Source organism: Sphingopyxis sp. A083 (genome assembly GCF_001468495.1).
GTDB classification, from domain to species: Bacteria; Pseudomonadota; Alphaproteobacteria; order Sphingomonadales; family Sphingomonadaceae; genus Sphingopyxis; species Sphingopyxis terrae.
This window is the reverse complement of record NZ_LNSK01000007.1, coordinates 43,908-56,395: the sequence shown is the minus strand read 5'-3', so window position 1 is coordinate 56,395 and position 12,488 is coordinate 43,908. Positions and strand designations below refer to the sequence as shown.

The following is a 12,488-nucleotide window of genomic DNA, read 5'->3' as shown; positions in this document are numbered from 1 at the left end:
TGCGGCGTTATTTGCCGCCGGACGCGACCAGATCGACGTCGGTCATCCCGCCATCGGTGCGGATGAACAGGACATAGGCAAGATCGCCCTTCGTTCCGCCCAGAATATGTTCGTTGCCGCGCACCCGGTGGTCGCTCGTATAACCCGCACGCACCGCCATCGTGTGATAATAGTCGAGAACGCCCTGGATCGAGGCGGCGGTCTGGAAATTGACGACGCGGATGTTGCACTTTCCGCCGGCCACCCCTGCCGCCTCTCGCAGCGTCGCGCGCGGATAGAGCTTGAACGCGGGCGGCAGACGGTCGACCCACTGGTTGCCGTAGGTCAGCTTGGCGTCGCAGCTGCCCTTTTGCTGTTCGCGCGCCAGCGCGCCGATGGTGACCGGGCGCTTGGCGGCGCAATCGCCGTTGCAACCTTCCTCGAACGGCAGCGCCTTGGGCGCGGCGAGCAGCTTGCCCGCGGCCTGCGCCGCCGCCGCTTCGGCCGCCGCGGCCGCCTTGCCGCTCGCTACGCCCGGAACGCCGCCGTCGACGGGCCGGTTGCCCGGGGTCGCCGCATTGCGGTTCGCCTGCCCGGCCAGCTTGGGATCGACCATGATCTTGTCTTCAAGCGCGCCCTTCAGCGCGGGGTCTTCATTGGTCAGCCCGTCGTCGAGCGGTTTGAGGTCGGCCTTTGCCTGCGGATTGTCGCGGCACCCCGCGAGCGGGGCCGCGGCCATCAGCAGGCCGGCAATCAGCCATTTTCCCCGGACGATCATTGCTAACACTCCCTTAATCTCTCACCCGGACTTGCCGGAAGCTGGTTAAGAAGATGTGAGCAAAAAGCGTTAATTGGTAAGACTTTGTTAGCCGAAAACTGTCTCGGACCGAGACGGATTGCTCGCGCAGCGGATCAGACGGGAGGTTTCGACCGCCGCCTGACGGTGGACAACCGCCTGACGATAGACCGGATCGGTGACCATTTCCATGAAGGCGCCGCTGTTCGGATAGCGGGCGATGAACATCGCGTCCCAATGCTCCGCCAGAGGGCCGATCACCATCGCCTCCATCATGCCGCTCCAAACGACACTGCCGCCGACGCGCGAAAAGACGGCGCTGCTGTCCTTGCCATAGTTGGCATAGGCTTCCGCGCCGGTGAGCGCTTTGCCGGCGAGGGGGTGATCGTCGGGATAGGTCGCCCTGTCCTTGAAGCGGACGAGGTTGAGCATGTGGATCGGCGTATCGCGCGGCAGGGCCTTGAACGCGTCGAACTGCGCGCGTTCGGGGTCGATGTGACGATCGCTCATGGCTGGAACTCCTTGCGTTTGATCCGCCATGCCTCGGCGCTTTGCGTCCAGGCATCGACGCGGGTCTGTTCGAACGGGGCGGGGAGGTGCGTCGGGCCGCTGTTGGTCGCGCCCAGCCTCTTGGCCAGCGCTTGCGAGCGGACATTGTCGGGAGCGATGCTGTGCATCAGCTCGGGCCATTTGAGGAATTCGACCGCGAAGTCGCAGGCCGCGACCGCCCCCTCGAACGCATAGCCTTTCCCGGCGAACTTGGCGCGCACGCCGTAGGCGATTTCAGGCGCGGGCCAGCCGTCGGGCTCCCATGGGCCGAGCCGCCCGACCCATTCGCCGCTTGCGCGTTCGAGCACCGAAAACATCGAAAAGCCGCGGATATGCCATGCCCCCGCGAGCGTGCACCATTGGCGCCACGCCTGCGATCGGGCGCAGCTGCCGCCGATGAAGGTCATTGTCTCCTCTTCGGCGCACATTTCGGCGAAGGCGTCGAAATCCTCGGCCGCGGGCGGGCGGAGGATCAGCCGCTCGGTGACGAGCAGGGGGCCGTTAAGCATCGATATTCTCCCGCAGCAGTGGCCGATGCTTCTGGGAGAAAGCAGGCTGGCGGGCAAGCCGAAACACGCGCCGCGGCCGCGCGATCGGCCTTGAGGGCGTCGGCAGGAACCGACGCCCTCGCCATCACAGAGTGCGGATGGAGGGGTCTCGGACCCGCACCCGGACGGTTTCCGTCAATTAGCGGCAGCGATATTTGTCGCGGTCGATCTCACGGCCGAGGAGCGCACCGGCGCCTGCGCCGAGGACCACGCCGAGCAGCTTGTCGCCTCTGCCGGCGATTTCGTGACCGGCAAGGCCGCCGACCGCGGCACCGATCAACAGGCCGGTGGTGCCATTATCCTTCTTGCAGTAATATCGGCCGTCGTTACCGCGCCAGATCCGCGTGTTGGCGCCGACGCGCTGGTCGCGGCTAGCGTAATAGCGGCGGTCGTGATGCTTGCGCTTGTAAAAGTCGGCGGTAGCTTCGCTCTTGTGATAGCCCTGCGCCGGGGCGGCGGTTGCCATGCCGGCATAGGCGGGGGCGGTCGCGACGACACTGGCGGCGGCAATCGCGCCCATCATGCCTTTGGTAAGAATAGCCATATCCTGTCCTTTCCTGGTTCGCGTCTCGACCGTTCGGGAACGAGCGCTTCACCCGAAACAACGAGAAGGGTCCGCACAGCGTTGCATGAACCTTGGGCAACAAGACGAATTGAGTGTTGTCGTCGACGAACCGAAAGATGCGGACGCGGCGCGCAGCCTGTTGCATTGCCCTCGATCTTGGCTGTAGTAACCCAGAGAAATTAACGGGGGCGATAATGTCGGATAACTCGGCGCGGGATGCGGCACTTTCTACCATGATGTTTGAAGCCAACAAGAAGTCGGTTGGGGTTGCTTACTTGCTTTGGTTCTTTTTGGGCGGATTAGGTGCGCATCGCTTTTATGCAGGCAAAGCGTTTACCGCTATCCTCCTCCTCCTCTTATTCCTCCTCGGGTGGATGACCGTTATCATTGGCGTCGGTTTTGTGTTTCTCGGGATTGTCGGCCTCTGGCTCCTGATCGACGCGTTTCTTATCCCTGGGTGGATCAGAAACGAAAATATGAAACTGGTCCAGAAAATCACCGGGTGATCGCGCAGTCCGACTCGCACGCAGATAATTCTCTGGATTGATCAATGGAACGCAGCCAGCAGAACGGTTTGCCCTTCGCGCTCGCCGCCTATGGCATCTGGGGCTTCGTCCCGCTGTTCTTCAAGCTGCTGGCCAGCGTGCCGCCGGTCGAGGTGCTGGCGCAGCGCATCGTCTGGTCGCTGCCGCTCTGTTTCTTCATCATGGCATTCCGGCGGCAGATCGCCGACTATCTCGTCGCCTTGCGCGATTGGCGAGTGCTGCGGATGCTGCTGGCGAGCGCCCTGCTGATCGCGGTGAACTGGCTCGTTTATATCTATTCGATCTTCACAGATCATGTCCTGGCCGCCAGCCTCGGCTATTATCTCAACCCGCTGGTCAATGTGATGCTGGGAATGGTCTTCCTCGGCGAGCGTCTGTCGCGATTGCAGATGGTGGCGGTCGCGATCGCCGCCGTCGGGGTGGCGATCCTGCTCGGCGGTGCGCTTGACACGCTGTGGATCAGCCTGACGCTCGCCTTCAGTTTCGGCTTCTATGGCCTGCTGCGCAAAGTGGTGCCCGTAGGTTCATTGCCCGGTCTCGCGATCGAAACGACGCTGCTCATGCCCTTGGCGCTCGCGGCGTCGGCCTGGTATCTGTGGATCGGCGACGGGCGCGGTTTCGGATCGGACCCGAAAATCAGCCTGCTGCTGATGGCGGGGGGCATCGTCACCGCGGTGCCGCTGCTCCTCTTCGCCACCGCCGCGCGGCGGATGAGCTATGCAGCGCTCGGCTTCGTCCAGTATCTGGCGCCGACACTGCAATTCCTGCTGAGCCTTTTCGTCTTCGCCGAACCGCTGAAGTCCGTGCAACTGGCCTGCTTCCTGCTGATCTGGATCAGCATTGCGGTGTTCAGTTTCGACATGTGGCGCAAGATGCGCACCGACCGGATGGTCGAGATCGCCTAGGGTCTATGAGATTGCCGTGGGCTTAGACGACCCTCCAGCTGAGCGTTTCGCCGGCATGGAAGGGCACCACATCGCCGATCCGGTCGGGAACAACGGTCGCGCCGCGTTCGAGCGTGATCGTACCCTGATTGAGCGGCAGGCCATAGAAGCGCGGGCCATGTTCGCTCGCAAAACCCTCGAACCGGTCGAGCGCGCCGTCTTCGTCGAACGCCGCGATATAGCTTTCGAGCGCGAAGGGGGCGTTGAAGATGCCGGCGCAGCCGCACGGCGCTTCCTTGGTATGCACCGCGTGCGGCGCACTGTCGGTGCCGAGGAAGAATTTGGGCGAGCCCGAAGTCGCGGCGGCGCGCACCGCGAGCCGGTGATGCTCGCGCTTGGCGACGGGCAGGCAATAGGCGTGCGGGCGGATGCCGCCGACCAGCATCGCGTTGCGGTTGATATGGAGATGCTGCGGCGTGATCGTCGCGGCGACATTGGCGGGCGCATCGGCGACGAACTGCGCCGCCTCCGCCGTCGTGATATGTTCGAACACGATCTTGAGCTCGGGCAGCCGCGCGACGAGCGGTGCGAGCGTGCGATCGATGAATACCGCCTCGCGGTCGAAGATGTCGACGTCATGGTCGGTGACTTCGCCGTGGATCAGGAGCGGCATGCCGATATCGGCCATGCGTTCGAGCACGCCCATGATGTTCGCGACATCGGTCACGCCGCGGGCGCTGCCCGTCGTTGCATGCGCGGGGTAGAGCTTGGCGGCGGTGAACACGCCCTCGGCATGGCCGCGCGCCATTTCCTCCGCATCGGTGCCGTCGGTCAGATAGGCGACGATCAGCGGGGTAAAATCGAGCGCCGCGGGGACCGCCGCGACAATCCGTTCGCGATAGGCGCGGCCAGCGTCCACCGTCGTCACCGGCGGCGACAGATTGGGCATGACGATCGCCCGCGCGAACTGGCGCGCGGTATAGGGCGCGACATGCGCCAGCATCGCGCCATCGCGCAGATGGACGTGCCAGTCATCGGGGCGGCGGATGGTCAGGCGATCGGTCATGGCGGGCTCTCGGGCAAATCGTGGCTTGGCTTTGGCTGCCCCGCCCCTAAATTATCGGCATGGCCAATACCACCCTCAACGACCGCGCGCTGATCCGATTGTCGGGCGACGATGTCCGCGGCTTTCTGCAAGGCCTCGTCACCAATGACGTGTCGGGCAATCTGCCGGTATGGGCGGCGCTGCTGACCGCACAGGGCAAGGCGCTGTTCGACTTTCTGATCTGGGCCGACGAGGCGGATGTGCTGATCGATTGCGAAGCGGCGGCTGCCGACGATCTGACCCGGCGCCTGACGCTCTATCGCCTGCGCCGCTCGATTACGACCGAGCGCGAAGAGGTTTTGCGGGTTCATTGGGCGCCCGAGGGCGATCTTGGCGTCGTCGACCCGCGGCTTGCCGAACTCGGGCAACGCTGGCTTGCTCCCGCCGACGAAGACGGCGCGGCGGGCGTCGAGGCGCCGTGGCGCGCGCACCGCCTGGCGCTCGGCGTCACCGAAGGGCGCGCCGAACTCGGCGACGGCACGACGCTGTGGCTCGAATGCAATGCCGCCGAACTGAACGGCGTGAGTTTTTCCAAGGGCTGTTACGTCGGACAGGAAAATACCGCGCGGATGAATTGGCGGCAGAAGGTCAATCGCCGGCTCGTCGTCGTGCCGATCGCCGAAGCCGACGAAAAGCGTCAGGTCATTGCCTATCCCGAACTCGGCTGGTCGGTGGAGCATCGGCGCGTCGAGGGCATCGATCCGGCGAAAGCACCCGCCTGGATGCGCAGCGCCCTTCTTTCGCCCGGTTCATGACCGGTGCAGCGCGGGCGCGGTAGAGGGGAAGGATGATCGCGCCGCTCGCCCTGCTTGCTCCCGCCGCGCTGGCCGCCGCCGGTCCGGCCTCCTGCCCGGAAGATAATGCGCGCACGATGACGCTGGCCGAAGCCGCTGCGGCGCAGCCGGGCTTGTGTGTGCGTCTGGAAGCTATCGCGTGGAACGGCCGCCTCTACGCCGATGTGGACGCCATCTATGCCGGGGTGTCGATTGCCTATCGCGGCGACGTGCCGGGCCGGCCGATGCGCGGCGGGCCCGCGCGGATGGTCTTCGACCCGGCCTCGCGCGAATTTGTCGATGCGGGAAGTTCCGGTGCGCCGCGTGCGCCGATGCCGCAATGGCTGCGCCTGACCGCGCAGACGGCGCGCTGCGCGGGCGTGCAATGCGCGGCCGATGCGGCGCCGACGCTCGATATCGTGATGGCGGACAGGGTTCGCGACCGGCCGGTGGAACGGCAACTGCGCGCCGATGTCGCGCCGGCGGCATGGAAGCTTCGCCCGCTCGCCGCGGATTCGCCGTGGACGGCTCGCTTTGCCGCTGCGGCCGATGCGCTGTTTCCGGCACTCCGCTCGCGCGATCCGCGGCAATGGGTGCCGATGCTCGGCGGGCGCTGGCTGGCTACCGCCGACCGCGCGCGGGTCGAACGGCTGCTCGGTGCACAGACAAGCCCCTTTGCATCAGCGTTGCGCGCTCCGGCAAAACTGCAGCGCGTGATTTTGGGTTGGGACGCGGCCACGCTCGATGCGGGCGAACGGGCGCTGGTCGATGCGGGGCAGGAGGCCGAGGCAATCGTTTGCTGGTCCGATCACGCCGATGCCGAGCGCCTGTGGCCAATCGCCGCCTTCGATGCCGACAACCGGCCGGGACGCCCCTATGCCTGCGCGCGGATAGCCTACAGCATCCGGGGCGGGGAGCCGCAATGGCGCGCCTTCATCGATCAGGCAGCCGGCGGCCTGGCCGAACCATAGAATCGCGGCGCCATTTAACCATTCTCCAACCCCGATTTGCGAATAAGCCGGGCATGGTGAGGCGTTTCATTGCCCTGGTAGCCGGGATCGCAGGCATATCGATCGGCATGGCGAGCATCGCCGGCCGGCAGGTCGCCGACGTGCCGAAAGCGCCGGTGGACCCTTATGCCGGCGAGAGTAACTGGACGACCGGCGCGCGGGATAAGGCCGCTGTGGCCGCCAGCGACGCCGCCGCGCGGCCCAGCGAAGTCCGGATCCGGCGGGCATCCGATTCGCATTTCTATGCCGACACCCTTGTCCAAGGCAGGCAGGTTCGCATGCTGGTCGATAGCGGCGCATCGCTCGTCGCGCTGACGCGGAACGATGCCGAGGCGATCGGCATCGATGTCGACCGTCTGCCGATCGGCGGCACGGCCCAGACCGCGGGCGGCGCGGTGCCGCTGCGGACGGTCCTTCTCGACAGTGTCGAGGTCGATGGAATCACGATCCGCAATGTCGAGGCGGCGGTGGTCGATGCCAACATGGGGGTGTCGCTGCTCGGCCAAAGCTATCTTGCAAAGCTCGCTGCGGTGAATGTCGAAGGCGACACGATGACGCTGCGCTAGGGCGGCAAGCCAGTCGCCGGATGCTCGCTGCCGTTTTAAAGTACTACGGACGCGCCACCCGAATGGCGCGCCCGTCGCCGGGAATCAGTCGAACAATTCTTCCAGGAAGGACTTTCGCCGCTTGGGATAGCCGCGGCGATAGTCGTTGCCATGGCCGTAAGCGGGCGGCGGCGCTGCCGCTCGCGGAGCAGCTTCGGCGGCGCTCCGTTCGATGATCTTGTCGAGTTCGCCGCGATCGAGCCATACCCCGCGGCATTGCGGGCAATAGTCGATTTCAACGCCTTGCCGGTCGCTCATCGCGAGCGGAACCTTGCAGATGGGGCAGGGCATATTGTGGGCAGTTGTCATGGTCACCTCGTGGAAAGATTTCGATCCATCGAGGGTGCGCGGAGAGCGAAGGCCATGGCCGATCACGCACCGAGCACGCTCGATGCGGTCCGACATCACGATCCTGGGATCGCCAGAGGGGCCCGGCCCGCACCGGGTAAATGGGGGCTGTTCGGGAACCTTCAACCCCTGATGCAGCGGCAAAGGTCGTGGCGCGGTTCTTCGTCAGCGCTCGCGCCTGCTTGCCATTTGCGCGGCATTTCCCCACATCTGCGAGCATGAACGCTCCCAACCCGCCGCTCAAGGCCGCCATCGTCCCGGTCACCGCCTTTCAGCAGAATTGCACCCTCCTTTGGTGCACCGAAACCAACAAGGCGGCGCTCGTCGATCCCGGCGGCGACTTGCCCAAGCTGCGCGAGGCGATCCGGCAGACGGGGGTCGAGGTCGAAAAGATTCTCGTCACCCACGGTCATATGGATCATTGCGGGCAGGCGGGGGTGCTCGCCCGGGAGTTGGGCGTGCCGGTCGAAGGGCCGCACGAGGACGATCGTTTCTGGATCGAGCGGCTGGGTGAGGATGGCGCGCGCTTCGGCATGACGGGCGAGGTGTTCGAGCCCGACCGCTGGCTGGTCGATGGCGACACGGTTAAAGTCGGCAATCTGACGATCGACGTCATTCATTGTCCCGGCCACACGCCCGGCCACGTCGTCTTCTATCACGGCCCCTCGAAGCTCGCGATCGTCGGCGACGTGCTGTTCCAGGGGTCGATCGGGCGTACCGACTTTCCGCGCGGCAATCATCAGCAACTGATCGATTCGATCACCGGCAAGCTGTGGCCGCTCGGCGATGACACCATCTTCCTGCCCGGCCATGGTCCGCACAGCAGCTTTGCGCAGGAACGGCGCACCAACCCCTATGTCGCCGACGGCGTTGTGGGCGGCTGAGGCGCCGCCCTTACGCGCGGGGCCAGCGCTATTTCATTTCGGCTGGATGGCGACGGTTTCGGTGACTTCGGTGCTGACGATTTTCGTCGGGGTCAGATAGACCGAGAGCAGTGCGGTGATCGCCAGGCCGAGCAGGGTCAGCATGGTGATGATGGTGCCTACCATGCGGCCCCACATCATGCCGTCCATGCCGATCGCGTGCAGGATGCGCCCGACGAGATAGAGCGCGCCCACCGCCCACAGCCAGATCGACGAGCCGATCCCCAGTTCGACCAGCGCAAGCAGGATCAGGACGAAGGGCGTATTCTCGACATAATTGGCCTGTGCGCGCATGCGGCGAATCAGCCGGTCGTTGCCGCCGTCGCCGATCGAGACTTTTTCCTGTCCGCGCACGCGCCCGACGCGGGTCGCGAGCCAGAGGTTGAGCAGGGCGGCGCCCGCGGCGATGGTCAGGCTGATCGGCAACATGAACATGAAATTCCCCCTCTTGTTATCGGCCGGCGCTCGTGCTGGCGCGACCGGGTGCAGATGTGGCACCGGCGCGCGTCCGCGGCAAGGGGCGACGGGGAAGGTGCATCCGCCCGGGTTCCGACGCGCGGCGAGGGGGTTGCCTTTGCGGGCAAAAACGCTATAGCCGCGCCCGATCCGGCACCCGACACCATCAGGCGTTGAGGCACCTTCCGGCGGAAGATTATACTGCAGTTCCAAAGCAGTTATGGTTTTCGGCGCGGCGGGCGGGCCAGTCATTCCCCGGCATCGGGGGGTGACAACACCGGGTTTGCCGATTCGTATAAACATTTGAGAATGCAGGATTTAAAATGGCCGTCCCCAAGCGAAAAACCTCGCCCTCGAAGCGCGGCATGCGTCGCAGCCACGACAGCCTGAAGGTCGAGGCCTATCAGGAATGCCCGAACTGCGGCGAACTGAAGCGTCCGCACAACCTTTGCAACGCCTGCGGCCATTATAACGGCCGCGAAGTGGTTTCGGCTGGCGCCTAAGCATTAGCCGGAGGGCGTTGGTATGAGCCTTACACCGCGAATCGCGATCGATGCGATGGGCGGTGACGTCGGCGTGCGCGTGATGCTCGCCGGCGCGGCGATGGCGCGCCACCGGCACGACGGCCTGCGGTTCCTGCTCGTCGGCGACGAGCAGCAGATCAAGGCTGCGCTCGACAACCACCCCAATCTGCGCGCCGCGTCGGACATCATCCACACCGACAAGGTCGTGTCCGGCGAGGACAAGCCCAGTCAGGCACTGCGGAGCGGCCGCGGCAGCTCGATGGGACTCGCCATCGATGCGGTGAAGCGCGGCGATGCCGGCGGCGCCGTTTCGGCGGGCAACACCGGCGCGCTGATGGCGATGTCGAAGCTGGCGCTGCGCACCATGCCCGGCATCGACCGACCCGCGCTCGCGGCACTGCTGCCGTCGCTCGGCGACAATGACGTCGTCATGCTCGATCTCGGCGCGAACACCGACTGCGACGCCAACAATCTTGTCCAGTTTGCGGTGATGGGCGCGGCCTATGCGCGCACCGCGATGGGGCTGGAGCGTCCGCGCGTCGCGCTGCTCAATATCGGGACCGAAGAGCTCAAGGGCACCGACGAAATTCGCGACGCCGCCGCGATCCTTCGCGATGCCACCGGGCTGCCGATGGAGTTCGCGGGTTTCATCGAGGGCGACAAGCTGTCGCGCGGCAATGTCGATGTCGTCGTCCACGATGGTTTTTCGGGCAATATCGCGCTCAAGACGATCGAGGGGACCGCGCGGTTCGTGACCGATCTGCTGCGGCGCGCCTTCACCTCGTCGGTGCGGTCGAAGATCGGTTTTCTGATCTCGCGGCCGGCGACCGAATTGCTGCGCCACCATCTCGACCCCAATAATCACAATGGCGCGGTGTTCCTCGGCCTCAACGGCGTGGTACTCAAGAGCCACGGCAGCGCCGATGCAAAGGGCGTCGCGAACGCCGTGCATCTGTGCGCCGAACTCGTCGAAAAGGACATTACACGCCAGGTGACCGAGGATCTTGCCAATTTCCGCAGCGACGCCGCGGCATGACCCGGCGCGCTGTCCTCGCCGGCACCGGCTCGGCGCTCCCGCGCACCCGCGTTTCCAACGCCGAACTCGCCGAACGCGTCGATACCAGCGACGAATGGATCGTCGAACGCACCGGCATCCGTTTTCGCCATATCGCCGAACCCGATGAAACGACCGCGACGCTGGGCGCCGATGCGGCGCGTGAGGCGCTGAAGGCAGCGGGTCTGTCGCCTGCGGACATCGGCCTGATCATCGTCGCGACCGCGACGCCCGACAACACCTTCCCCGCCACCGCCACCAAGGTCCAGGCGCTGCTCGGCGCGCCAGACTGCATCGCGTTCGACGTGGCGGCGGTCTGTTCCGGCTTTCTCTATGCCGTCTCGGTCGCCGATTCGATGCTGCGCACCGGCGCGGCCGAACATGCGCTGGTGATCGGCAGCGAAACCTTCAGCCGCATCCTCGACTGGGAGGACCGCACGACCTGCGTCCTGTTTGGCGACGGTGCGGGGGCGGTCGTGTTGTCGGCAAAGGACGTCGCGGACGACCAGGGCATCCTCGCGACGCGGCTGCACGCCGAGGGGCAATATTGCGACATGCTCTACGTTGACGGCGGTCCCTCGACCACCGGCACCGTTGGCCATGTACGGATGCAGGGCCGCGAAGTGTTCCGTCATGCCGTCACCAATCTTGCCAATGTGCTGGGCGAGGTGCTGGCAGACGTCGGGCTGAAGGCCGAGGATATCGACTGGGTCGTTCCGCATCAGGCGAACAAGCGCATCATCGACGCCACCGCGAAAAAGCTGGGCCTGCCCGCCGACCATGTCGTGCTGACGGTCGATCAGCATGCGAATACGTCGGCGGCCTCGGTCCCGCTGGCGCTCGACCTTGCGGTGCGCGACGGGCGCATCAAGCGCGGCGATCTGGTCGTGCTGGAGGCGATGGGCGGCGGCTTTACCTGGGGTGCGGCGGTCCTGCGCGTCTAGTTTTTGCAGTCCACGAACGGGCTTTCGACGCTCGTCGCATCAACTCCACGCTCCATCCGTTTAAGTTTGGCGGATTAATTCGCTTTTGTTACATATAATCCCGGGACTCGCGACGGTGGGGGCTGTCTGGGTTCCTCTTGTGCATCCGCTTCAGGAGGGGAGGGGTCAATTATGACAGCAGGAACGCTTACCCGCGCCGACATTGCCGCGCGCATCAATCAGCAGGTCGGCCTGTCGCGAAACGAATCGGCGACGATCGTCGAATCGATTCTCGCGCATATGTCGGACGCGCTGGCCGCGGGCCAGAATGTGAAGATTTCGGGCTTCGGCACCTTTGTGCTGCGCGACAAGGCCGAACGCGTCGGCCGCAATCCCAAGACGGGGATCGAGGTTCCGATCCTGCCGCGCCGGGTGATGACCTTTCGCGCCAGCCAGGCGATGCGCGCCCGCGTTGCGGGCAAATAAGCCGGTCGTATCCGATGGGCGATCACGATAGCCGCAACGGGGACGGCAAGGCGGTCGGAGCGATGCTTGCCATTGGCGAGCTCGCAGACCGTATCGGGGTGCCGACCCACGTCCTGCGCTACTGGGAAACGCGCTTTCCCCAGCTTCGGCCGCTCCAGCGGTCGGGCCGCAGGCGCTATTACCGGCCCGACGATATTGCGCTGGCAGAGCGCATCCATCACCTGCTTCACGTGAAGGGCTATACGGTCGATGGCGCCCGCAAGGCGCTGTCGTCGGAACCCGACGGCGCTGCCGCGATACCCCGCGACGTCCCGGTCGCGCGGGCGTCGCACAGTGAAGCGAAGGGTATTCCGGTCGCCGCGCTGGTGGCACTGCGCGAGCGGCTGGCCGCGGCGCTGCGCTGAGACAGCGGCGC

At 65.4% G+C, this 12,488-nt stretch carries 18 protein-coding genes; 11 read left to right on the top strand and 7 right to left on the bottom strand.

The annotated features are described in order from the left end of the window. Nucleotides 1-7 precede the first annotated feature (7 nt). The 4 genes from ATE59_RS12835 to ATE59_RS12820 all read right to left on the bottom strand — a co-directional run bounded on the left by ATE59_RS12835 (nt 8) and on the right by ATE59_RS12820 (nt 2,416). A complete protein-coding gene (locus tag ATE59_RS12835; RefSeq protein WP_058812718.1) occupies nt 8-757 on the bottom strand; it encodes a hypothetical protein in 750 nt (249 codons plus the stop codon). A gap of 87 nt (nt 758-844) precedes the next feature. Then, nucleotides 845-1,285 (bottom strand): DUF1330 domain-containing protein, encoded by a 441-nt coding sequence (locus ATE59_RS12830; RefSeq protein ID WP_058812717.1) that lies wholly within the window; start codon nt 1,283-1,285, stop codon nt 845-847. Further along, the gene (locus ATE59_RS12825; protein ID WP_003047726.1) at nt 1,282-1,833 is read right to left on the bottom strand and encodes a GNAT family N-acetyltransferase; all 552 of its coding nucleotides are present in this window, start codon (nt 1,831-1,833) and stop codon (nt 1,282-1,284) included. The genes ATE59_RS12830 and ATE59_RS12825 overlap by 4 nt, the downstream gene beginning before the upstream one ends. Nucleotides 1,834-2,011: 178 nt before the next feature. After that, a complete protein-coding gene (locus tag ATE59_RS12820; protein ID WP_058812716.1) occupies nt 2,012-2,416 on the bottom strand; it encodes a glycine zipper 2TM domain-containing protein in 405 nt (134 codons plus the stop codon). A 215-nt stretch (nt 2,417-2,631) separates the two neighbouring features. Between ATE59_RS12820 and ATE59_RS12815 the strand changes: the two genes are divergently transcribed. Then, the gene (locus tag ATE59_RS12815; RefSeq protein ID WP_058812715.1) at nt 2,632-2,943 is read left to right on the top strand and encodes a TM2 domain-containing protein; all 312 of its coding nucleotides are present in this window, start codon (nt 2,632-2,634) and stop codon (nt 2,941-2,943) included. Nucleotides 2,944-2,987: 44 nt separating this feature from the next. Then, nucleotides 2,988-3,887 (top strand): EamA family transporter RarD, encoded by a 900-nt coding sequence (gene rarD / locus ATE59_RS12810; RefSeq protein ID WP_058812714.1) that lies wholly within the window; start codon nt 2,988-2,990, stop codon nt 3,885-3,887. A 22-nt stretch (nt 3,888-3,909) separates the two neighbouring features. Here the strand turns inward: rarD and pyrC are convergent, their stop codons facing one another. Next, entirely contained in the window at nt 3,910-4,932 is a 1,023-nt protein-coding gene (gene pyrC / locus ATE59_RS12805) for a dihydroorotase (protein WP_058812713.1), read from the bottom strand. Nucleotides 4,933-4,991: 59 nt separating this feature from the next. On the opposite strand from pyrC, the gene ygfZ reads away from it, so the two are divergent. Genes ygfZ through ATE59_RS12790 form a run of 3 tightly spaced genes read left to right on the top strand, consistent with a single transcriptional unit; the run spans nt 4,992 to nt 7,320 of the window. Further along, entirely contained in the window at nt 4,992-5,726 is a 735-nt protein-coding gene (gene ygfZ / locus ATE59_RS12800) for a CAF17-like 4Fe-4S cluster assembly/insertion protein YgfZ (RefSeq protein WP_058812712.1), read from the top strand. Between the two features lie 32 nt (nt 5,727-5,758). Next, on the top strand, nt 5,759-6,715 hold the full coding sequence (locus ATE59_RS12795; RefSeq protein WP_058812711.1) for a hypothetical protein: 957 nt from the start codon (nt 5,759-5,761) through the stop codon (nt 6,713-6,715). A 53-nt stretch (nt 6,716-6,768) separates the two neighbouring features. Beyond that, on the top strand, nt 6,769-7,320 hold the full coding sequence (locus ATE59_RS12790; protein WP_058812710.1) for a retropepsin-like aspartic protease family protein: 552 nt from the start codon (nt 6,769-6,771) through the stop codon (nt 7,318-7,320). Between the two features lie 84 nt (nt 7,321-7,404). Here the strand turns inward: ATE59_RS12790 and ATE59_RS12785 are convergent, their stop codons facing one another. Beyond that, nucleotides 7,405-7,668 carry a TFIIB-type zinc ribbon-containing protein gene (locus ATE59_RS12785; RefSeq protein WP_058812780.1) on the bottom strand — a complete coding sequence of 88 codons (264 nt, stop codon included), beginning with the start codon at nt 7,666-7,668 and terminating at the stop codon, nt 7,405-7,407. Nucleotides 7,669-7,925: 257 nt separating this feature from the next. On the opposite strand from ATE59_RS12785, the gene ATE59_RS12780 reads away from it, so the two are divergent. Then, on the top strand, nt 7,926-8,591 hold the full coding sequence (locus ATE59_RS12780) for an MBL fold metallo-hydrolase (protein ID WP_003047701.1): 666 nt from the start codon (nt 7,926-7,928) through the stop codon (nt 8,589-8,591). Nucleotides 8,592-8,624: 33 nt separating this feature from the next. On the opposite strand, the gene ATE59_RS12775 is transcribed toward ATE59_RS12780, so the two are convergent. Beyond that, nucleotides 8,625-9,065 carry an MAPEG family protein gene (locus ATE59_RS12775; protein ID WP_058812709.1) on the bottom strand — a complete coding sequence of 147 codons (441 nt, stop codon included), beginning with the start codon at nt 9,063-9,065 and terminating at the stop codon, nt 8,625-8,627. 344 nt (nt 9,066-9,409) lie between these two features. On the opposite strand from ATE59_RS12775, the gene rpmF reads away from it, so the two are divergent. The 5 genes from rpmF to ATE59_RS12750 all read left to right on the top strand — a co-directional run bounded on the left by rpmF (nt 9,410) and on the right by ATE59_RS12750 (nt 12,477). After that, complete coding sequence (gene rpmF / locus ATE59_RS12770) at nt 9,410-9,589, top strand: 50S ribosomal protein L32 (protein WP_003047695.1); 180 nt, start codon at nt 9,410-9,412, stop codon at nt 9,587-9,589. 22 nt (nt 9,590-9,611) lie between these two features. Beyond that, nucleotides 9,612-10,646 carry a phosphate acyltransferase PlsX gene (gene plsX / locus ATE59_RS12765; protein ID WP_003047692.1) on the top strand — a complete coding sequence of 345 codons (1,035 nt, stop codon included), beginning with the start codon at nt 9,612-9,614 and terminating at the stop codon, nt 10,644-10,646. After that, nucleotides 10,643-11,608, top strand: coding sequence for a beta-ketoacyl-ACP synthase III (locus ATE59_RS12760; protein ID WP_003047689.1), 966 nt, complete (start codon nt 10,643-10,645; stop codon nt 11,606-11,608). Before plsX ends, ATE59_RS12760 begins: the two co-directional genes overlap by 4 nt. A 171-nt stretch (nt 11,609-11,779) precedes the next feature. Next, nucleotides 11,780-12,073 carry an integration host factor subunit alpha gene (locus ATE59_RS12755; protein WP_003047685.1) on the top strand — a complete coding sequence of 98 codons (294 nt, stop codon included), beginning with the start codon at nt 11,780-11,782 and terminating at the stop codon, nt 12,071-12,073. 14 nt (nt 12,074-12,087) lie between these two features. Beyond that, complete coding sequence (locus tag ATE59_RS12750; RefSeq protein WP_058812708.1) at nt 12,088-12,477, top strand: MerR family transcriptional regulator; 390 nt, start codon at nt 12,088-12,090, stop codon at nt 12,475-12,477. The last annotated feature ends 11 nt before the right edge of the window (nt 12,478-12,488 follow it).